The sequence below is a fragment of the Mesorhizobium sp. P160187 genome, from assembly GCF_057766425.1.
In genome coordinates this window covers 1,409,946-1,430,905 of sequence record NZ_JBYMDX010000005.1, presented here as the reverse complement: position 1 = coordinate 1,430,905, position 20,960 = coordinate 1,409,946, and the positions used below count along the sequence as shown (strand labels likewise).

General features: G+C 62.0%; 20 protein-coding genes, 1 tRNA gene and 1 pseudogene. 17 read left to right on the top strand and 5 right to left on the bottom strand.

Going from position 1 to position 20,960, the window contains the following annotated elements:
- The first annotated feature begins 47 nt into the window (after window positions 1-47).
- Entirely contained in the window at window positions 48-263 is a 216-nt protein-coding gene (locus AC3CCE_RS31830) for a DUF2842 domain-containing protein (RefSeq protein ID WP_023669401.1), read from the top strand.
- A gap of 15 nt (window positions 264-278) precedes the next feature.
- Here AC3CCE_RS31830 and AC3CCE_RS31825 read toward each other — a convergent pair whose 3' ends face one another.
- Window positions 279-1,337: a polysaccharide deacetylase family protein gene (locus AC3CCE_RS31825; protein ID WP_023682321.1), complete on the bottom strand. Its 1,059-nt coding sequence runs from the start codon at window positions 1,335-1,337 to the stop codon at window positions 279-281.
- 91 nt (window positions 1,338-1,428) lie between these two features.
- Here AC3CCE_RS31825 and AC3CCE_RS31820 point away from each other — a divergent pair, with 91 nt between their 5' ends.
- Entirely contained in the window at window positions 1,429-2,658 is a 1,230-nt protein-coding gene (locus AC3CCE_RS31820; protein ID WP_023682322.1) for a GNAT family N-acetyltransferase, read from the top strand.
- Window positions 2,659-2,661: 3 nt separating this feature from the next.
- On the opposite strand, the gene AC3CCE_RS31815 is transcribed toward AC3CCE_RS31820, so the two are convergent.
- Window positions 2,662-3,372, bottom strand: coding sequence for a GntR family transcriptional regulator (locus tag AC3CCE_RS31815; protein ID WP_023669398.1), 711 nt, complete (start codon window positions 3,370-3,372; stop codon window positions 2,662-2,664).
- A 263-nt stretch (window positions 3,373-3,635) separates the two neighbouring features.
- Here AC3CCE_RS31815 and AC3CCE_RS31810 point away from each other — a divergent pair, with 263 nt between their 5' ends.
- The 6 genes and pseudogenes from AC3CCE_RS31810 (at window position 3,636) to AC3CCE_RS31785 (ending at window position 9,620) form a co-directional block, all read left to right on the top strand.
- Entirely contained in the window at window positions 3,636-4,736 is a 1,101-nt protein-coding gene (locus AC3CCE_RS31810; RefSeq protein WP_023689478.1) for an ABC transporter ATP-binding protein, read from the top strand.
- 34 nt (window positions 4,737-4,770) lie between these two features.
- A complete protein-coding gene (locus AC3CCE_RS31805) occupies window positions 4,771-6,060 on the top strand; it encodes an ABC transporter substrate-binding protein (protein WP_023715413.1) in 1,290 nt (429 codons plus the stop codon).
- A 321-nt stretch (window positions 6,061-6,381) separates the two neighbouring features.
- A pseudogene (locus AC3CCE_RS31800) lies at window positions 6,382-7,209 on the top strand (ABC transporter permease); the annotation flags it as partial.
- 1 nt (window position 7,210) lies between these two features.
- Window positions 7,211-8,029 (top strand): ABC transporter permease, encoded by an 819-nt coding sequence (locus AC3CCE_RS31795; RefSeq protein WP_023669394.1) that lies wholly within the window; start codon window positions 7,211-7,213, stop codon window positions 8,027-8,029.
- A 2-nt stretch (window positions 8,030-8,031) separates the two neighbouring features.
- Window positions 8,032-8,778, top strand: coding sequence for an aspartate/glutamate racemase family protein (locus tag AC3CCE_RS31790; RefSeq protein WP_023669393.1), 747 nt, complete (start codon window positions 8,032-8,034; stop codon window positions 8,776-8,778).
- A gap of 5 nt (window positions 8,779-8,783) precedes the next feature.
- Window positions 8,784-9,620, top strand: coding sequence for a GNAT family N-acetyltransferase (locus tag AC3CCE_RS31785; protein WP_023669392.1), 837 nt, complete (start codon window positions 8,784-8,786; stop codon window positions 9,618-9,620).
- A 98-nt stretch (window positions 9,621-9,718) separates the two neighbouring features.
- On the opposite strand, the gene AC3CCE_RS31780 is transcribed toward AC3CCE_RS31785, so the two are convergent.
- Entirely contained in the window at window positions 9,719-11,929 is a 2,211-nt protein-coding gene (locus tag AC3CCE_RS31780) for a GumC family protein (protein ID WP_352625311.1), read from the bottom strand.
- A gap of 264 nt (window positions 11,930-12,193) precedes the next feature.
- Here AC3CCE_RS31780 and AC3CCE_RS31775 point away from each other — a divergent pair, with 264 nt between their 5' ends.
- The 4 genes from AC3CCE_RS31775 (at window position 12,194) to AC3CCE_RS31760 (ending at window position 16,766) form a co-directional block, all read left to right on the top strand.
- Window positions 12,194-12,757 (top strand): polysaccharide biosynthesis/export family protein, encoded by a 564-nt coding sequence (locus AC3CCE_RS31775; protein ID WP_023669390.1) that lies wholly within the window; start codon window positions 12,194-12,196, stop codon window positions 12,755-12,757.
- Window positions 12,758-12,764: 7 nt separating this feature from the next.
- A complete protein-coding gene (locus AC3CCE_RS31770; protein ID WP_023669389.1) occupies window positions 12,765-13,895 on the top strand; it encodes a glycosyltransferase in 1,131 nt (376 codons plus the stop codon).
- An 85-nt stretch (window positions 13,896-13,980) separates the two neighbouring features.
- Entirely contained in the window at window positions 13,981-15,516 is a 1,536-nt protein-coding gene (locus AC3CCE_RS31765) for an undecaprenyl-phosphate glucose phosphotransferase (RefSeq protein ID WP_352625314.1), read from the top strand.
- Entirely contained in the window at window positions 15,513-16,766 is a 1,254-nt protein-coding gene (locus AC3CCE_RS31760; protein ID WP_352625316.1) for an O-antigen ligase family protein, read from the top strand. The genes AC3CCE_RS31765 and AC3CCE_RS31760 overlap by 4 nt, the downstream gene beginning before the upstream one ends.
- A gap of 53 nt (window positions 16,767-16,819) precedes the next feature.
- Here the strand turns inward: AC3CCE_RS31760 and AC3CCE_RS31755 are convergent, their stop codons facing one another.
- The gene (locus tag AC3CCE_RS31755; RefSeq protein WP_352511353.1) at window positions 16,820-17,803 is read right to left on the bottom strand and encodes a glycosyltransferase family 8 protein; all 984 of its coding nucleotides are present in this window, start codon (window positions 17,801-17,803) and stop codon (window positions 16,820-16,822) included.
- Window positions 17,804-17,851: 48 nt separating this feature from the next.
- Window positions 17,852-18,820 (bottom strand): glycosyltransferase family 8 protein, encoded by a 969-nt coding sequence (locus AC3CCE_RS31750; RefSeq protein WP_084013644.1) that lies wholly within the window; start codon window positions 18,818-18,820, stop codon window positions 17,852-17,854.
- A 170-nt stretch (window positions 18,821-18,990) separates the two neighbouring features.
- Between AC3CCE_RS31750 and AC3CCE_RS31745 the strand changes: the two genes are divergently transcribed.
- From AC3CCE_RS31745 to AC3CCE_RS31725, 5 genes are all read left to right on the top strand, one after another.
- A tRNA-Pro gene (locus AC3CCE_RS31745) sits at window positions 18,991-19,067 on the top strand.
- Between the two features lie 204 nt (window positions 19,068-19,271).
- Window positions 19,272-19,523: a helix-turn-helix transcriptional regulator gene (locus tag AC3CCE_RS31740; RefSeq protein WP_352625318.1), complete on the top strand. Its 252-nt coding sequence runs from the start codon at window positions 19,272-19,274 to the stop codon at window positions 19,521-19,523.
- The gene (locus AC3CCE_RS31735; protein ID WP_352625320.1) at window positions 19,517-19,690 is read left to right on the top strand and encodes a hypothetical protein; all 174 of its coding nucleotides are present in this window, start codon (window positions 19,517-19,519) and stop codon (window positions 19,688-19,690) included. The genes AC3CCE_RS31740 and AC3CCE_RS31735 overlap by 7 nt, the downstream gene beginning before the upstream one ends.
- Entirely contained in the window at window positions 19,690-19,995 is a 306-nt protein-coding gene (locus tag AC3CCE_RS31730) for a hypothetical protein (RefSeq protein ID WP_352625322.1), read from the top strand. The genes AC3CCE_RS31735 and AC3CCE_RS31730 overlap by 1 nt, the downstream gene beginning before the upstream one ends.
- Window positions 19,996-20,000: 5 nt before the next feature.
- Window positions 20,001-20,960 (top strand): hypothetical protein, encoded by a 960-nt coding sequence (locus AC3CCE_RS31725; RefSeq protein WP_352625324.1) that lies wholly within the window; start codon window positions 20,001-20,003, stop codon window positions 20,958-20,960.

Below are 20,960 nucleotides of genomic sequence, written 5' to 3'. Positions count from 1 at the left end.
ACGCGCCCCCGGTTGGGCCTAAGCGGAGGCGATCAACGAGAACGCTCATGCCCATCCGCCTGAAAAAGCTGATCGGAACCTTCCTACTGGTGGCGCTGGTCATCATCTATGCGCTGGTCGCGTCGATCATAGCGGTCGCGCAGCTGTCGCAATCCAGCCCGCTGGTGCATTTCCTGTTCTTCCTGTTCAGCGGCCTGTTCTGGGTGCTGCCTGCGATGGGCATCATCAAATGGCTGATCCTGGAGCCGCCGCCGAAAGGCTGAAGCGCCCGACCCAGGTCAGATGGTGACGACCATTTTGCCGGCATTTGCCAGCGGCGTCGTCACGCCCGACAACATGGTGCGGATATGGGCGACACTCTGGTAGCGGCCGTTGATCGAAATGCGCGGCAGCGCGTGCAGGAAGCCGGCATGTTCGGCGTGCAGCACGCCGTGGCGAGTGGTCACCGCCGAGGCGTAGCCGGCGTCGCGGGCAAAGCCCACTTCGCGGCAGCCGACAGCGCTGGCGTAACCATAGGGGTAAGCGAGATGACGGGGGTCTTCGCCGAGCTGCGCCTGCAGCTGGCGCCTGACGTCGACGATTTCATGGCGCGCATCGGCTTCGTCGAGCCGCTTCAGATTGCGGTGGTTGACCGTATGCGCGCCGATCGTCACCAGCCTGTGCCCGGCCACGGCGCGGATATCGTCCCAAGTCATTAGCGTGCTTGGGCGCAAGCCATCGAGGTCGATGCCGTTCGAGCGCGCCAGATCGCGCAGCACAGCGCGCTGATCCTCCTCGCGCACCTCGAGCGTCAGATAGGCATGCAGACGCGCATTGGCGTGGAGTTTCTTGCCGTGGGTCGAGCAGTCGATGGTCACCGGCCCCTTCGGCGTCGCCAGCGTCAAACGCTCCCGCGCGTTGACGATATCCTCGACCACGTCCCACCATAAATCGGCGCTGCCGTCGATCAGACCCGGCGCGACATAGATGGTGATCGGCGCGTCGTGCTTTTCCAGCACTGGCAGCGCTTCGGTCATGTTGTCGCGATAGGCGTCGTCGGCGGTGATGGTGGCGAACTGGCCGTCCTTGCCGCCGGCCTTGATGCGCTCGATCGCCTCGTCGAGGGTGACGAAGGCATAGCCCCTCGCCTTCATGTCGGCGACGAGAGCGTCGAGGAATCGCGGGGCGATGTTGAGGTGGCGGTTGACGCCGTCCGGCTTCTCCGGCGTGGCGGTGACCCGATGCAACATGAGGATTGCGCCAATGCCGCCGACGAACGGCTTGGCCAGCGGTGCAAGGCCGGTAAAGCGGGCGATATTAAGCGCCAGTTTCCGAACTGCCTCACCACCGTCGATCATTCATTCACCTTTTGCGCCTAGGCTCGATCCAAGCACGGAACGCGCCGACGCGAACTCCTGATCGCGACGAATACGCCTTAAGGATTGAGGTATGGTTGACGCCACTGCGTCATTTGACGGCAATCGGCTCGCCGCAAGCAAGGCGTCTGCGCGTGCGCCGGCTGCCGACCAGACCAGTCTGTCGGTGTCGATCGCAGATGCTGCCGCGCTCGCCTCTTACGGCGAATTCTGCCGTTCGGCGCTGTTTGCGCCGGCGCAAAGCGCGGCCTGGGTTCATGCCTGGACGGCGCAGGCCAATCCCGATGCGGTCGTCGCCACGCTGACAATCGAGGACAGGCCGGTCTTTGCACTGGCACTGGAAATCACGCGAACTGGTCCATTCCGCGTCGCCCGCTTCATGGGCGGGCGCCATGCCAACGGCAATTTCGCCGCCGCCGATCCGGCATGGCTGGCAAAGGCCGATGCCGGGGGGATCCGCAGGCTGGTGACGGCGATCGGCAAGGCGCGCCCCGACATCGATCTCGTTGCCTTGGAAAGGCTGCTCCCCGACCTCGATGGCGTTGCCAATCCGCTGGCGGCGTTCTCCAACTTTCCGAGCCCAAACCTGTCGCTCGCCGTCAATCTCGACGGTGGTTTCGATGTGCTGCTGTCGCGTGTGGGCGGCAAGCGCAAGCGCAAGAAGCACCGTTCGCAGACACGCAAGTTCGAGGCGGTCGGCGTTCATCGCCGCATCGAGGCGCAGACACCCGAAGACGTGAACCGGCTGCTCGACGCTTTCTTCGAGATGAAGGAGTTCCGCTTCGCCAAGATGGGCATCGCCAATGTCTTCGGCGAGCCGGAGGTGCGGGCTTTCTTCCGTGCCCTCTTCGCCGGCGCGCTGGCCGAGGAGAAACCGGCCTTTGTGCTGCATGGGCTCGAAGTGGCCGGCAAGCTGCGTGCAATCACCGGCTCGAGCCGCTCGGGCAAACGCCTGATCTGCGAATTCGGCGCCATCGCCGAGGACGATCTCGGCCACACCAGCCCCGGCGATTTCCTTTTCTTCGACATCATCGAGGAAGCCTGCCAAACAGGCTTCGATGTCTATGATTTCTCGGTCGGCGACGAGCCCTACAAGCGGCTCTGGTGCGATATCGAGACCCAGCATTTCGAGGTGCTGGCGCCCCTGACGCTGAAGGGACGCGCCCTGGCGTCGGCGCTGCGGCAGGGCGCACGGGCGAAAGCCTTCATCAAGAACAACCCGACGGTCTGGAAGCTGACCAAGATGCTGCGCCGCAAGGCCGCCGGACAGGCAGCGCCCGCTCCCACGGACGACGAAAACTAGCGTTCAGAAATTCAGCGCTTCGCGGAGCGCCGGGCCGGCCCTGACCCGCAGGTCGAGATCCGCCTCGATGTGGTCGATATGGTGCAGCATCAGCCGGCTCACCAACCCGCAATCGCCGCTCTCCAGCGCGCCGACCATTTCCGTGTGCTCACTGTGCCCGCAGGCCGACACGCCGGATCGTCCGTAAAGGGCGATCACCAGCGACGAACGCGCCACCAGCTCCTCCATGAAGCGCTGCAGGATGGCATTGCCGGCGACGGAGGCGAGCAGCAGATGGAAATCGCCCGACGCCTTGATTTCGGAGCGCCGCGCGGTTGGGCCGCGCTCGGCGATGAAGCGGCCTTCCTCGTCGAGCTGCGCGCGGAACGCAGCGATATCGGTGGCTGTGACCCGCCCACAGGCGGCAATGGCTATGCCCGGCTCGATCAGCCGGCGCGATGCGAACACCTGGCGCGCTTCCTCGGGCGAAGGGTTGGCGACGAAGGCGCCACGGTTGCGCTCGGTACGCACCAGCCCCTCGAAGGACAGCATCTGCAGCGCCGCGCGCGCGACGGTGCGCGAGACGTCGAACAGCGTGCCGACCTCGCCTTCCGACAGCTTGGTGCCGGGCGTCAGCCGACGGTCGACGATGGCGTCCCGCAGATTGTCGCGAATCGCCTGGGCGCGATCCTGGTTGGCGCTGTCGGCGGAATGGATCTGATCGGCAATGTTCATGGCGATGATGGTTCCCAGCCTCTTCTAGCGCAACTCGTCGCCTGCGCACGAGAGGCAAGTGGACACGAAGCCAAAAAAGATTGCATACGATTCTTGTGCAGATCGCGCACAATCGCCCATAATTTGTGCAATGCACAAGATAGCCTACCGGCTAGGCAGTGGGCAAGAACCCCGATTTTTCTGTCGATTCAAACGCTTGGACCGGTTGCCGCCGATTGGCACGCATAATGCATTGGGTAATGCGACCAAACGGGGAAGCCTGAATGTCCAAAGCCGCCGAGATCGACATCGTGTCCGTTTCGAAAGTGTACGGAACGACGACTGCCGTCGAGGCCATCAGCCTGAAAATACCGGCAGGCACCTATTGCTGCTTGCTTGGCCCCTCCGGCTGCGGCAAGACCTCGACGCTGCGCATGATCGCCGGCCACGAAAGCATTTCGTCGGGCGATGTCCGCCTCGGCAACATTGTCGTCACCGACCTGCCGCCGGCAAAGCGTGGCACGGCGATGATGTTCCAGTCCTATGCGCTGTTTCCGCATCTCGACCTTGTCGACAATGTCGCCTTCAGCCTGAAGATGAAGGGCGTCGACAAGGAGCAGCGCCGTGCCAAGGCGCTCGACATGCTCAAGCTGATGCAGATGGAGGCCTATGCGACGCGCCGGCCGGCGCAGCTTTCCGGTGGCCAGCAGCAGCGTGTTGCACTCGCCCGCGCTCTGATCACCGATCCCGAGGCGCTGCTGCTCGACGAGCCGCTGTCGGCACTCGACCCGTTCCTGAAGATACGCATGCGCGCCGAGCTGAAGAAATTGCAGACCTCGCTCGGCATCACCTTTGTCCACGTCACCCACAGTCAGGAGGAGGCCATGGCCTTGGCGGACCTGATCGTGGTGATGAATGACGGCCGCATCGAACAGGCGGCACCGCCACGAGATGTGTTCGAAAGGCCGGCCACCGCCTTCGTCGCGCGCTTCATGGGCGACCACAATGTCATCTCCGGCCGGGTCACCGGCGCGCGCGACGGCATGGTCGTCTTCGACGTCAATGGTGGCGCCTCGCTCGCCGCCCGCGGGCAAGGCCGGGAGGCGGGCCAGGAGGTGGGCACGCCGATCGACATCGCCATCCGCACCGACCATGTGCGCATCGGCGAAGCACCCTCTCCCGGCCTCGGCTTCACCGGCATCGTCTCCAACATCGAATATCGCGGCGCCACGGTGAAGCTGTCGGTCACCGGCGGCGGCATCGACGATTTCACGGTCATCATCGACGATTCCGACTTCTTCGCCAAACCCGTCGCCCTTGGCGACGCCGTACCGCTCGCCTGGGATTCCGAGGACGCCATCGTCCTCGGCCGCCTTCATTCATGAATTCAACGAAGCAAAACAAAACAGGGGAATAGGAATGACAAAAACAGTGGAAACAAAGACCGGAATTTCGCGCCGTTCGTTGCTCAAGACAGGTGCGGCCGCCGTCGGCCTCGCCGCAGGCTCGGGCGCCATTACAGGCTTCCCGACCATCTGGGCGCAGTCCAACATCACGCTGCGCCAGTTCGGCACCGGCGTGTCGAACCTGAACGCGATCGCCGACAAGTGCAAGGCCGACCTCGGCATAACGCTGGAAATGACGGCGACCGATTCGGACGCGGCCGCCCAGCGCGCCGTGACCCAGCCCGACAGCTATGACATCGCCGACATCGAATACTGGATCTGCAAGAAGGTGTTCCCGAGCGGCGTGCTGCAGCCGATGGATGTCAGTAAGCTGAAATACTACGACGAGCTGGTGCCGTTGTTCAAAACCGGCAAGCTGACGCCCGACAGCATCATTGCCCAGGGCACCGCGCCGCACACGGTCGGCTATGTCGAAGCGCAGGACTCAAAGACCTTCGCCAAGGCGCCGACCAAGTGGTTCACCATGGTGCCGACGATCTACAACGCCGATACGCTAGGCATCCGGCCCGACCTCGTCGGCCGCGACATCACCACCTGGGCCGACATCATGGACCCGGCCTTCAAGGGCAAGACCGCGATCCTCAACATCCCGTCCATCGGTATCATGGATGCGGCCATGATCATGGAGGCCACAGGCAGCATCAAATATGCCGACAAGGGCAACATGACCAAGGAAGAGATCGACAAGACGATCGACTTCCTCATCAAGGCCAAGCAGGCCGGCCAGTTCCGCGCCTTCTGGAAGTCGTTCGACGAGAGCGTCAACCTGATGGCATCGGGCGAAGTGGTCATCCAGTCGATGTGGTCGCCGGCCGTCGCTGCCGTGCGCTCCAAAGGCATCGCCTGCCGCTTCCAGCCGCTCAAGGAGGGCTACCGCTCATGGGGCGGCGGCCTTGGCCTTGCCGCCCATCTCAAGGGCGCCGAACTCGACGCGGCCTACGAATACATCAACTGGTATACGTCGGGCTGGGTCGGCGGCTATCTCAACCGCCAGGGCTACTATTCCGCCAATATGGTCTCGGCCAAGAAGTTCATGTCCGACGACGAATGGGGCTACTGGATCGAAGGCAAGCCGGCCAAGGGCGAGATCAAGGCGCCGGACGGCACCGTCATGGAAAAGGCCGGCGCCGTGCGCGACGGCGGCTCGTTCGAAGAGCGCATGGGCAAGGTCGCCTGCTGGAACTCGGTCATGGACGAGGACCGCTACATGGTGAAGCGCTGGAACGAGTTCATCGCGGCGTAGAGCGGACGCGTTCACTGTGATGTTGCGATCCTTCGCGCCCCCCTCTGTCCTGCCGGACATCTCCCCCACTTGGGGGGAGATTGGCAGCGTCATGGCCGGCTCTTCGTTAGCAACGTTGGAGTTTGGCGAAGGCCGTTATGAGAGTTCGATCTCCCCGCTCGTGGGGGAGATGTCCGGCAGGACAGAGGGGGGCGCGAAGGATCGCAAGTCATCGCGATCACGCGGAGGATTTTCCCAATGACAGTCGCGCTCGAACGCCCCGCCATCGCAGCAGCCAAGCCCGCCAGACGCCGCCGCGTCTCCCTTGGCGCCGTCACGCCCTATTTGCAATCGGCGCCGCTGGCGGTCATCCTCGGTGCGTTCCTGCTCTTGCCAATCATCATGATCGTCGTCGTCTCCTTCTGGGACTACGACTTCGCCGCCATGTATCCGGATTTCCTGACGACGAACTATTCCGACGTGCTGGGATCATGGGTCACCTGGAAGACCTATCTCAACACCATCAAATTCGCTGCCATCGTCTGGGCTCTGACCTTGTTCATCGGCTTCTGGGTCGCCTATTTCCTCGCCTTCCATATCCGCACCACCGCCATGCAGATGGTGCTGTTCCTTGTCTGCACGGTGCCGTTCCTGACCTCCAACATCATCCGCATGATCTCGTGGATCCCGGTGCTTGGCCGCAACGGGTTGATCAACTCGACGCTGGTGCAATTGGGGCTGGTGCCAAAACCCATCGAATGGCTGCTCTATTCGGAATTCGCCGTGGTGCTGGCCATGGTGCATCTCTACACGCTGTTCATGGTAACGCCGATCTTCAACACGTTGATGCGCATCGACCGCTCGCTGGTCGAGGCCGCGCGCGATGCCGGCGCGTCCGGCTGGCAGGTCTTGTGGAACGTCGTCATCCCGCTGGCCAAGCCCGGCATGGCGATCGGCACCATCTTCGTCGTCACGCTGGTGATGGCCGATTTCTCCACTGTGCAGGTGATGTCGGGCGGCCAGAGCGCGTCGGTCGCACTGATGATGAAGAACCAGATGTCGCTGCTGCAGTATCCCGCAGCCGCCGCCAATGCCGTAGTGTTGCTGGTGTTGGTACTGTTGATGGTCGCGGGCATCCTGCGCATCGTCGACATCCGCAAGGAGCTTTGAGGTGAGCCACGAAAAACGCACCCTAGAATTCTATGTGCTTGCGGTCTTCTTCACTCTGTTCGTGCTGTTCCTCTACGGCCCGCTGTCGGCGATCCTGATCCTTTCTTTCCAAGGCGAGACCGGCGGCCTCACCTTCCCGCTCAATGGCGTGTCGCTGCACTGGTTCGCCAATCTGTTCGAGCGCCAGGCGGTCGGCGATTTCGGCGGCAGCTTCAAGCGCTCGCTCGTGCTCGGCCTTATGGTGATGATCGTCACCGTCGTCGTGTCGCTGCTGGCAGGGCTCGCTTTCCGGCAAAAATTTCGTGGCGCCACCGCTTTGTTCTACCTGGCGGTCGCCAGCCTCGTAGTACCCTCGATCATCATTTCGCTCGGCATCGGCGTCGTCTTCCAGCAGGTCGGCTTCCGCCCAGCCTGGTACACATCGGCCTTCGGCGCGCACCTGACCTGGACCTTGCCCTTCGGCGTGCTCATCATGTTCGCCGTCTTCAACCGCTTCTCGCCCGCCTATGAGGAAGCCGCGCGTGACCTGGGCGCCAACTCCTGGCAGACCTTCGCCCATGTCGTGCTGCCGATGATCGCGCCGAGCCTGATCGGCGTCGGCCTGTTCGGCTTCACGCTGTCCTATGACGAGTTCGCCCGCACGCTGATGACGTCGGGCACCTTCAACACGCTGCCGCTCGAGATCTACGGCATGACCACCAATGTCACGACGCCGGTGCTCTACGCGCTGGGCACGGTGACCACCGTGTTCTCCTTCCTGGTGATCCTGGCCACACTGGGCGCCATCCTCTATGTTGGCCGCAGGCGGGCCAGGGTTTGATTGTGCAGATACTGGTGGTGAACCCCAACACGACGGCGAGCATGACCGAGACGATCGCGGCGGCGGCGCGCGGCGTTGCCGGCGCCGGGACCGAGGTGATCGCGGTCACCTCCTCGATGGGCCCGGCCTCGATCGAGGGCTATTATGACGAGGCATTGGCCGTGCCCGGCCTTTTGATGGAGATCGCCGCCGGCGAACGTGCCGGGGCTCAGGCCGCCATCATCGCCTGCTTCGACGATACCGGCCTGGATGCGGCACGCGCCATGGCCTCCATTCCGGTCATCGGCATCTGCGAGGCCGCACTCAGTGTCGCCTCCTACATTGCCCAGCGCTTCACAGTGGTGACGACCACCGAACGCTCGCGTGTCCCTGTCGAGGGGCTGGTGCAGCGCTATGGCATGGCCGGGCGTGCCCGCGTGCGCGCCGCCGACATTCCCGTACTCTCGCTTGAAGACGCTGCTTCCGGCGCTGTCGAGAAACTGCGCGCCGAGATCGCCCGCGCCATAGCGGAAGACCGCGCCGAGGCCATCGTGCTCGGCTGCGCCGGCATGGCCGACCTGGCACACCGGTTGCAGCAAGAGTTCGACCTGCCCGTCATCGACGGCGTCGGCGCCGCCCTCAAACAGGCCGAGGCGCTGATCGCATTGGGCCTGTCGACCTCGAAGCGCGGCTCCTATGCCAGTCCGCTGGCCAAGCCCTATCGCGGCGTGCTGAAATCCTTCTCGCCGGGGGTGGTCGCCGCGGAGTGAACGCTATGAAGCCTACCGTCCGCGCATTGTCTCCGCCGGAACTGACCGTTCTCATCGACTGGGCGGCGGCTGAAGGCTGGAACCCTGGCCTTGACGATGCCGCGGCGTTCCGGCCAACCGATCCTGAAGGGTTCATCGGCGCTTTTGTCGACAACGAGATGACCGCCGCCATCTCGGCTGTCGCCTATGGCGGCAACTTCGGTTTCATCGGTCTCTACATCTGCCGACCAGACATGCGCGGCAAAGGCCATGGCAAAGCAGTCTGGAATGCGGGCATGGCCAGGCTGGCCGGCCGAACGGTCGGCCTCGACGGGGTCGCCGCGCAGCTGGCGAATTATCGCCGCACGGGATTCAGCTCGGCGTACGAAACCATCCGCTTCAGCGGCCGTATCGCGACCCCGCCCGTCCGAAGCGAAGGGGTGCGCATGATAACCACGCAACTCGTGCCCGACATCATCGTCTATGACGCCCGCTGTTTCCCCGCGCCTCGACGAGCCTTCCTGCACCGCTGGGCGCAGCCGCCGCATTGCGGGTTCGCCGCGATCAGTTCACTCGGCACCATAGGCTACGCCGTGGCTCGTCCCTGCCGTTCGGGTTACAAGATCGGCCCGCTGTTTGCCGACGACACCGAGACGGCGATGCAGCTCATGGGCAGTCTGGCTGCCGCATGCGAAGGTGGCGACCTGCATATCGACGTTCCTGCCGAAAATTTCGATTTCACCACGGCGCTTTCAGCAATTGGTTTCAGGCCGACCTTCACCACCACGCGCATGTACAAGGGCCCGCCTCCGAAGGTCGACTCGCGCCGAATATTTGGCGTGACGACCCTGGAGTTGGGGTAGATCCCGGCGCCGACTGACAGGCTTGGTTTTTCGGGAGCCGGCGGGCGATGGACGAGCCGATCCGTAGTAGCGCCGCCTAAGTCGAATTGTCTGATGTCTCAGGCGGCGCTACGTCGTCCCGGCACGGGGTTACCCGGCGTCTCGTGGCCGATCGGCGTCACCAGAGTGAGGTCGGGATAGCCGCTTTCGATCAGCTCGACGGCGGCCTGCGCCACCTCATCGTCCGCCTGCAGCATGGACATGAAGACCTCGGTGCTGTCGCCGACCAGTCGGCTGATGCCTTGCGCATCGGCCGGTCCGCATTCGACGATGACCAGATCATAGGCGGTGGTCAGCGACTGCATGATGATCGGCAGCCGGTCGGCGGCGCGCATGGCGCGAACCGGATCGGCGGTGCCGACGGGAACGACATGGCAGTCCGAATAGAGGTCGGCGTGGATGACGTCGCTGAACTGCGCTTCCGAAGCCAGCAGATTGGTGATGCCGGGGAAAAGTCCGCTGTCCAGCATCGGCCGCGAGGCGGCACCTGACGCCGTGAGATCGAGCAGCAGCACGCGCAGGCCAGCGTCGGAGACTTCGCGCGCTACCAGCACTGCCGATGCAGCCGCCTCATCGCCTTCGGGCGACACGAAGATGGCGCGCGCAGCACCGCTGGCGATCAGCTTTTCCGCCGCCTTCTCGACATCGATCTCGCCAAGGCTGGAGCGGACAGGTTCGGCTTGCGGTTCGGAACCGGCAGCCGCTGCTCCTTCCAGCACTGAAGGAGCCGGCTCGGGCTCTGGCACCAGTTCAGACTCCACGGTCGTCGGCTGATCGTCCACTTCCACGACCTCAGGAGCCGGTTCCGGGTGGACGACCGGCGCCGACATTGCCGACATCGCAACCTGCTCGATACGCTCGAAGCGCGCCCCTGGGGCCGGACGCATGGCGCGGCCGGAAAACAGCTCCTGCAGCAGCGTGATGACCGACATCAGCAGCAGCGAGCCGACTAAGGCGGCGCCGACGATCGGCACGAGCTTGGGGAAATAGGGTTCCGACGGCACGCGCGCCTCGGAAAACACGCTGGCATCGACCGGCAGGTAATTCTTGCGCGAGGACACTTCGCGGAAGCTCGCCATATAGGATTCAAGCTGCTGGCGCCGGACGTTCGCCTCGCGCTGCAGCGCATCCAGCTGGACCTGCTCCTCGCCGGCCCGCGACGACGCCGCTTTCAGCTTGTTGACGTCCGATATCAGCTGGTTTTCGCGCGCCTGGGCGGTCTGCGCCTGCGTCAGCAACCCGCGCATGATTTTTTGCGCTTCGTTGCGGATCTGGCCGTCGAGATCGGCAAGCTGCGACCTCATCGCCCGCAGGCGGGGATGGTTGTCGAGCAAGGTGGTGGAAAGATCGGCGATGTTGGTTCTGAGCTCGATCTGACGCTCACGCAGCCGCTGGATCAGATCGGAAGACAGCACTTCGGGTACAGCGTCCAGCGAACCGCCATTCTGCAAAGCCTGGCGCACCCTTTCGGCCGTCGCCTCGGCCGAGGCGCGGCTGGCGCGCACACGCGACAGTTCGGTCGATAGCTCGGACAATTGCTGTGTCGCCAGCACCGAATTGTTGCCGCCCATCAACAGGTCCGACTGGGCGGAACGGAAGGCCGCGACCTTGGCCTCTGCATCCCTGACCTGCTTCTGCAGATCGTCGATTTCCGGCCCGAGGAAGGCGGTCGCGGCGGCGTTCGACTTGGTCTTGGCGTCCGCCTGATAGGCCAGGTAGGCCTTGGCGATGGCGTTCGGAATGTCAGCGGCAAGCTGGGGATCTTCAGAGGAAAATTCGACGGCGATGACGCGGGTCTTTTCCACGCCATAAACATTGAGCTTGTCGCGCATCTTCGTCAGCACGCGCTCTTCGAGCGGAATTTCTTCCGGATCGCTCTTCAGCCCGGCAATGACCAGGAGCCGGGTGACCGGCGACATGCCGAGCGCATAGTTGAACTCGGGCTTGTCGCCCAGCTTAAGGTCGGCAGCCACCTGCTTGAGAATGTTGGACGAGGAAATGACCTGAACCTCGGTTGCTACACCTTCCGCATCGAGCACAGGTTTGTCGTCTTCATTGGTGCCGGCAGGCCGCGTATAGGCCGATTCGCTCAACTGGATTTTCAGCTGCGTCGTGGCCTTATAATGTGGCGTGGCAAGCCACGCGAACGCGAAGGCGAGACCAGTGACGAGAAGCGTGATCACAAGAATGCGCAGCCAGTTCCGCGCCAGGCTGGCGAAGAGCTGTCTCAGGTCGACATCGACATCTGCGGCCGCGGACTGGTCGGACATGCATTCCTGCTCCGGACATGAGGCTAGATGGTAGCGTAAACAACTATGGTAACTCAGCCGTTAAGATCGCGGTAAGCAGCTGTTAGGGTTTGCTGACATCCGGTAAACAAAGCCAGCAAAACTATACGGCTTTTTGTCGATTGCCGCCAAATCGGCCGCGTCCCTTTACCGGCCATTAACCCTAACAGGATGATAACGAACCCAGATCCTTAAGGTTTGCCGCCGTGTCCTGGCGGCCATAGCGACGAAGGTGTGTGTCCGATCATGAAAAGCGCTGCTGGTCTGTTTCGCGCTCTGCTGGCCGTGTCGATGCTCGCCGGCTGCTCCAGCTACCGGCCGACGCCGGCGGCCTTCCACGAGGTACTCGACCAGCCCTATCGGCTCGGCGCCGGCGACCGTGTCCGCGTCACCGTGTTCGAACAGGACGGTCTGACCAACACCTACAGTGTCGATCAGTCCGGCTACATGTCCTTCCCGCTGGTCGGCGCGGTGCCGGCGCGCGGCCACACGGCCCAGCAGCTGGAAAAAGCGCTCGCCGACAAACTGCGCCAAGGCTATCTGCGCGACCCCGACGTGTCGGTCGAGATCGATCGCTACCGGCCGATCTTCGTCATGGGCGAAGTGGGCGCCGCCGGCCAGTATTCCTACGTGCCGGGCCTCACCGTGCAGAAGGCCATCGCGATTGCCGGAGGTTTCTCGCCGCGCGCCAACCAGGAAAGCGTCGACATCACCCGCGACATCAACGGCAAGGTGATGACAGGCCGGGTGGTTACCTCCGATCCGCTGCTGCCGGGCGACACGGTCTACGTTCGCGAACGCCTGTTCTGACATCAACGTGGCGGACCAGCTCAGGATCGTCCACTGCTTTCGCTCACCCGTCGGCGGGATCTTCCGGCATGTGCGCGACCTGACGGAGGCCCAGCTCGCCGCCGGACATGTTGTCGGCATCGTCTGCGATTCGACCACCGGCGGCGAATACGAGGAACGCCTGTTCGACCAGATGAAGGACAGCCTGGCGCTCGGCATCCATCGCACGCCGATGCAGCGCCATGTCGGGCCGGGCGACTTCGCCTCGGCCTGGCGTACCTATCGAATCATCAAGGAATTGCGGCCGGACGTGTTGCACGGGCACGGCGCCAAAGGTGGCGCCTATGCCCGTCTGTTCGGCTCATTGTTGCGGGTATCTAGGTCTCGCGTAGCCCGCCTCTATTCGCCGCATGGCGGCTCCCTCCACTATGACGAAACGACGACGACCGGGAAGCTGTTCTTCGCGCTCGAGCGCTTCATGGCGCGCTTCACCGACTGCCTGCTGTTCGTCTCCGACTATGAGCGGCGCACCTATCGCAAGAAGGTCGGCGAACCGCCTATCCCGAACACGCTGGTCTATAACGGCCTGCGCGCCGCCGAGTTCGAACCGGTGGTCGCACAGCCCGACGCAGCCGACCTGCTCTACATCGGCATGATGCGCGACCTCAAAGGGCCTGACATTTTCATCGAGGCGCTGGTGCTGGCCGGGTCCCAGCTTGAGCGCCGCTTGACCGCGGTCATGGTCGGCGATGGCGACGACCTGCCGCGCTACCATGCGCAGGTGAAACGGCTGGGCCTCGAAAAACAGGTCCGCTTCTTGCCGCCTATGCCAGCCAGGGAGGCATTTTCGCTGGCCGATCTGGTCGTCGTCCCCTCCCGCGCGGAAGCCATGCCCTATATCGTTCTGGAGACGCTGGCGGCCGGCAGGCCGATGATCGCCACGGCCGTCGGCGGCATTCCCGAAATCTTCGGTGAGGGATCCCCTGCCCTGATCCGTCCCGATCCGCGCCAACTCGGCGACAAGGTGGGTGAAGCGCTGCGCGATCTCGACGCCTACCGGCGCGTCATGCCCGATACGGCCAGCCTCAAGGCGCGATTCGGCGCCGATGTGATGGCCGCCGAAATCGAAAAGGCCTATTTCGCCGCGCTTAACAGATAGACGACCCTCCAAAACCACAAGTTGTCTCAAGGTTTTTTTAGCTCTCTTTCTGCTATCGTCATCGCGGAAGCTTGTGGGAAACCCGATGAACGAGACCGACCCCACGCGCCGCTTTTCGGCCGATGCGGTGCGCAAATTCGACAGTCCTGCCGAGAGCCCCACGCCCGGCGGCATGAACAGTGTTGCCCGCCAGGTCGCCTCGCAATACCGGCGCGATACGATGTCGCCGGTCATGGTCAGCGGCGTATTGCGCATAGGCGAATTCGGCTTGCTGTTCCTGTCGGGGCTCGCGCTCTACTTCCACTTTGTCGGCTTCTTCAACTATCTCGCCTGGCAATATCCGCTGACCATTGCCTCGGCGTCATTCGTGGCCGTGGTGCTGCTCGACGTCAGCGATTGCTACCAGATCTCCGCCTTGATGCGACCGATCTCCAATCTCGGCCGCGTGCTGATGGTCTGGGCCGGCACCTTCGCGCTGATGGCGCTGACGGCCTTCATCATGAAAATGTCGGAGGATTATTCGCGTCTGCTGTTCGGCACCTGGTTTGTCGTCGGCCTGCTTCTGCTGTTCGGCCTCAGGCTGGTGATGTCGAAGCTGATCCGGCGCTGGGCGCGCAACGGCCGCATGGAACGCCGCGCCGTCATCGTCGGCGGCGGCAAGGCGGCCGAGATGCTGATCCGCTCGGTCGAGAAGCAGCCAGACAACGACATCCGTATCTGCGGCATCTTCGATGACCGCGGCGACAAGCGCTCGCCGCCGATCGTGGCCGGCTATCCCAAGCTCGGCACCATTTCGGAGCTGATGGAATTCGCCCGCATCGCGCGCATCGACATGCTGATCGTGTCGCTGCCGCTGACTGCCGAAACGCGCGTGCTGCAACTGCTGAAGAAGCTGTGGGTGCTGCCGGTCGACATCCGGCTCTCGGCGCATTCCAACGCGCTGCAGTTTCGCCCGCGCGCCTATTCCTACATCGGCTCGGTGCCGATGCTCGACATCTTCGACAGGCCGATCAACGACTGGGATTCGGTCGCCAAGCGCGCCTTCGACATCGTCTTCTCGCTGATCGGCATCATCCTGTTTTCACCGGTGATGCTGGCGACTGCCATCGCCATCAAGCTCGACAGCAAGGGTCCGGTGCTGTTCAAGCAGAAGCGGCACGGCTTCAACAATGAGATCGTCGAAGTCTACAAATTCCGCTCCATGTATACCGACCGCTCCGACCCGACCGCCAAGCAGACGGTGACCAAGAACGATCCGCGCGTCACCCGCGTCGGCCGCTTCATCCGCAAGAGCTCGATCGACGAGCTGCCGCAGTTCTTCAACTCGCTGTTCGGCACGCTGTCACTGGTCGGTCCGCGCCCGCATGCGATTGCCGCGCAGTCGCACAACCTTCTCTACAATGAGGTGGTCGACGGCTATTTCGCCCGCCACAAGGTCAAGCCCGGCGTTACCGGCTGGGCGCAGATCAATGGCTGGCGCGGCGAGATGGACACCAATGAGAAGATCCGCATGCGCACGGAATACGACCTCTATTACATCGAGAACTGGTCGATGCTGTTCGATCTGCGCATCCTGCTCATGACGCCGCTGCGGCTGCTCAACACGGAAAACGCCTATTGAGCGCGATTTCCCATGATGTGCCGCAGGCTGCGGTCAATGCCAAGCTGATCGGGCTGATATCCTCCGGCGCGGTGTTTTTCGGCGTCTTCCTGTCAGGCTTCGTCATCGACGAACCGGCGCCCTACGATCTTTTCATGCTCGGGCTGATCGGGGTGTGGGTGCTGTTTGGCCTGCGCATATCGCGCGCCGCCGTGCCGCTGCTCGTGCTGCTGATCACGATGAACATCGGCGGCATGATTGCCATGACGCAGATGGCCGATCTCGCCAACACACCGCTCTATCTCGCCGTCTCGCTGTTTCTCGCGTTCACCGCGGTGTTCTTCTCGTCGGTGACGGCGGTGCAGCCCGGCCTCTACCGGCTGATCTTCATCGCCTATGTCGTCTCCGCGGTGGTGACCTCGCTGCTCGGCATTGCCGGCTATTTCCACGCTTTCCCGGGCGCTGAAATCTTCACCAGATACGACCGCGCCCAGGGCGCCTTCCAGGATCCGAACGTGTTCGGGCCGTTCCTGGTGCTGCCCGGCATCTATCTGCTCTATCTGCTGTTGACCGGCTCAATCGCGCGCATGCCGCTTCTGGCGGTGCCGCTGCTGATCATCACCGCGGGCATCTTCTTTTCGTTCTCGCGCGGCGCCTGGGGCATGTTCGCCGTCTCGGCCATCCTGCTCACCGGCGCCCTGTTCCTGCAAAGCAACAGCGGCAAGTTCCGGCTGCGCGTCATCATCATGACCATTGCCGCCGTCACCCTGCTGGTGGTCGCCATGATCGTCATTCTGCAGCTGCCCGGCGTCGGCGAGATGTTTTCCAGCCGCGCCCAGCTGGAACAGAGCTACGACACGGCGCGCCTTGGCCGCTTCGCCCGCTACACGATCGGCTTCGAGATGGCGCTCGAATATCCGCTCGGCATCGGCCCGCTGGTGTTCGGCACCATTTTTGGCGAAGACACGCACGACATCTGGCTGAAGACGTTGATGGATTATGGCTGGCTCGGCTTCGTCTCGTTCCTGTCGCTGACGCTGTGGACGATCGCCGCCGGCTTCCGCATCCTTTTGCGCGACCGGCCATGGCAGCCCTATCTGCTCTGCGCCTACGTCGCTTTCATCGGCAATATCGGGCTCGGCACCTTCATCGACATCGACCACTGGCGCCATGTCTACCTGCTGCTCGGCCTGATCTGGGGCGCGATCGCGCTGGAATACAGGCATCAGCGCGGGTTGCGGGCGGTGGCCAGCGGCAATCCGAACCAATAGAAAAACCGCCGAGTCCAGGTGACCCGCACCCAATTGCGGTAGCAGATTTCGTTTTATCTCGCGATGCCGGCCACCCGTTCGGGGTATTGCACGGCCATCATCAGACGATCCGCATGGTCGGCAAAAACGGCGCTGACCTTTTCGGCATCGAACCTCGCCCGTCTCTTGCGCTTCTCGTCGTTCAACAAGATCCCGCTGACAGCATCGAACTTGCGGCCGAGGTTCTTCAACAGGCCTCTCTTCATCGGCCAGTTGCGGCTGAAACGGCCGGCCCAGGGCGTGCCTCTCGCCAGATCGCGATAGATCGCCATGGCGTCGACCTCGACACCGATCGGCGGACGGTCCCAGGGCTTGCCCCAGGCGAAGTGGCGGGCGTAGCAGCGGTTGAAAGGGATCTGGCTGGTGTAGTTGGTCATCACATTCCAGAACGGGTGCATCGTCTGCCACCGGCCCTCGAAGGCCAAGTTCATCGCGCCTTGATCCATGCCGTAGATATGCTCGGACGCCAGATGTCGGGTACTCTCCAGAAGCCCCTCCTGCCTGACCAGCGGCATGTTGAACACCAGCACGCCGGCATTGAACTTCGGCGCCCCTGGCTGCATCGGCAAATGCTGTCGATACTTTACGTCGAAATAGGTCTGCTCGTCGTGTGCGGCCAGCAGCGGAGCGTTGAGCGGGGTGTTGCAGAGATCTGCTATCGATCGGTTGAAAAGCACATCGGCGTCTGAATAGGCGATGCGGTCGTATGGCTCGAATTGAGGCAATTGATCGGCGAACAGCCTGATGTAGGTCGCAAGCGTGGGATGCGTTCCACGATTGAAGTTCGTCGCCTCCATGAACTTCGTTACGTCGATGATGCCGATCCTCCCCTCGAGCAAACGCTCACCGGCAGACCGGTCGTCACTGGGAATGACGCCGGTGTGCAAAATAAAGCCGTCGACGGCGCCGGACAAATCCAACACACGGCGCGCCGCCAAGCAGGTGTACGGAAAATACCTTTGATCGGCGGCGAAAAAGAAGCATGGCTTTTGCGACACAGTCTAATTCTCCTGCCCTGCGCCTTACGGATCAAAGTCGCGAATATCTCAAGCGAAACCGCCGAGTATTTCAGGAAACTGCACGGCCATCGCACCGGCAAGGGCATGCTCGGCATAAATCCTATGCACCTTGCTTCCATCATACCTTGCCCGCCGCCGATACCGATCCTTGGCAGGCAACATCCCCATGATGCCGTCGAATCTGCGAGCGAATCGCCTCATGACGCCTCGCTCGAAGGGAATGCGCTGCCGGAAGGGCTGGAGCCAAGGCGTATCCCTTGCCAGACCGCGCCAGACGGCAAGCGCCTCAAGTTCCACGTCGACCTGGCTCCCCCACGGCTTGCCGCCGGCGAAATGCCGGGCATAGGCTTGGGCGAACCGAAATTCCTTCGTATCGTTGGACATCAAATTCCAGTTCGGATGCATCGTCTGCCACTTGCCCTCGAAGACGATGTTCAGCGCGTTCTGATCGTTCATCTGCCCGGCAACGGCGACATCTCTGGCGCGGTGCAAAAGTCCCTGTTCACGCACCAGCGGCATGTTGAAGACGATGATACCGGCATTGAAGTAAGGCGCTCCCGGCTGCATCGACAATTTGTGCCGGTAGCCTGGGCGGAAGTACATATAATCGTCATGGGCGGCCAACAATGGGGCATGAAGTGTCTGGCCCACCAGGTCACCTATATCCCGATTGAAGAGGACATCACAATCAACATGGGCGATGCGGTCATAGTCCGCGAACTGAGGCAGTTGGTCGGCGAAAAGCCGAACAAAAGTGCCGACATTGCTTGGCCGGAAAGTATGACCGGCCTGCGCAAACAACGCCGATACGTCCATTATGCGAAGGCGATTCTTCAGCAGGCGTTCAGCAACACGCATATCGGCATCGCGTGCGCCGAAATGCAGGATGAAGCCTGGCGTTGCGTCTCCCGAAACGTCCAGAATTCTGCGCGCCGCCAAGCATGCATATGGGAAATAGTTGGCGTCGGCCGCTAGAAAAAAACAGGAATTTGCCACGCGCAATCCTTCTTATCGGTATTGGGCGAGCCATACCGTCTCGGTATTGGGCGAGCCATACCGTCTTGGCGTTGCGCCGACAAGGCCGGATGCCTCGCGATTTTTCCGGTCCAACGCGCCGTTTTAGCGCTTGCACCATAACCCTTGAAAATATATGGCTTTGCGCGGTCCGGAGTGTAGCGCAGCCCGGTAGCGCACTTGACTGGGGGTCAAGGGGTCGTCGGTTCGAATCCGGCCACTCCGACCAAACAAAAACAAGGACTTACCCCCAAAGTCCCTTACCCTGCTAGCCCGGAACGTTTTCTCAGGGTACCCGTCCGGGTAACAAAAAACTGTCGCTTTCCCCCAAAATTGGTTTTTCGATTCTCTGGTGGTTCCAGTTTCCCTCTGGAGTGAACCACCCGTCCCGGCATATTTGGTTAGGCCTCGTTAGCTGTTGTGAGGCCTCTCAATGCAAATTCAATATCGCACCGCGCGCGAAGTCTGCCAGCGCTATAGCTGCTCGGATATGACTTTGTGGAGGATGATCCGCGACAAAAGCCTCCGCTTCCCTCCCCCCATGATTTTGAACCGGCGCCGCCTCTGGACGGATGAGGCCCTTGATAATTTCGATGCCCAGCAGCGCGCGCTGTCTCCTTCGCCAGCGCCTCACCAACGCAACCTTGCCATGCGTCGCCGTGAGGAGGCATTGGAATCATGGTGACGGCCGCCTTTGAGGGAACTGGCGAGGATGTCGTCGCCGCCTTTTGGGAGATCGTCAGAAAGCAAGAGAGGGGACAAATGATCTTCGACGCCATCGTCGCTGCTCTGCCGATCATGAAGGCCGTTCTCGCTGGCTATGATCCGGCCTCAGAGCAGGGCGATGAGTGATGGCTATTGTTCTGCCTCTTCCCTTCCATCGCTTGCCATCATCCAGGCCGATGCCAGCGGCGCCGGGTGAAGTCGTGGACCTGTCGCGCATCGATATCGTCAATATATCCGGCGCCCGCGCCGCAGCGGCAGTCATTGCCAAGATGCCTACAACCTATGATCGCGAGGCCGCGATCAAACAGACAATTTCAGGATTCCGCCGCATCGCCAAAAGGCGGCACGGCGTCACCGGTGGACCGGTCGACGGAGCGGTCATTTTGATCGAGTGCATCATTCGTAAAACGCTGGGAAAATTGAAGGAGTAAAAGCGTTGACCGCGTTATCCGAATTGGTCACCACGCCGCAAAAAGAAACGCCCGACCAGGGCGGCCGGGCGAAAAGCAAGTCAGAACAAATCACAGATAAGCTCAAGGGCGTCGGAAGGGAAGTGATCCCGGTAGCGGGCACCCCTGCTGTATGGCCTCCAGACCTTGGCGGGCGCCGCCAGGTCAAGTCGGAATGGCTGAGGACCGCCGTTCGCAAGTTGAGCGGCCGGGCTCTGAAAGGCGCTTGCATTCTCGATGAGCAATTCATGGTCAAATCGTTATCCATGCACCGCACCGACAAATTTCTCGCTGACGAATTCGAGATCGATCAGCGGACGTTGCAGCGTGCCTTTGAGGATTTGAAGGTTGCTGGATTTACCAGGTTCAAGCCGATCTACGAGACGGTCGATGGGAAAATTCGGCTCGTTGAGCGCGTTGTTACGCTGTGCTTTCCGACTGATTCCCCTCAGAAAATTGACGCTGCTGAAGCGACAACGTCTGTCGGCGCAGTGACAAATCTGGGGGAGCAGCGACAGACTTGGGAGGGCAGTGACAAAACTGAGGGGGCAACGTCAGACGTTGTCGCTTCCTCTACCTTGGACAGTGAGACCTGTGAAAACGAGACTCTTGAAAAAGGACAATTGAAAGAAGAAAAAGAGGTTCCGCCTAGCGGCGGTCTTTCCAATTTTGATTTTGAAGAGCCGTCATCACCGTCAGTGCCTGTGCCTGAAGACTTCGATGATGTCCGCCTGGAGTGGTTGATCGACGGGCTTGCGCTCACCGATTTGGAAATCAAACGCTTGATGGAGGAGAAGGGCTGGAATCGCGGGCATGCCGAAAATGCGCTGGTCATGCATTGGGTAAATGACCATTGGCTAGGTGAATACGATAACCCGCTTCGCGACGATGAGAGGCGCTACATAAAATGCAGGCTGCTCGCCCGCATCGCTGATGATTGGTGCTGA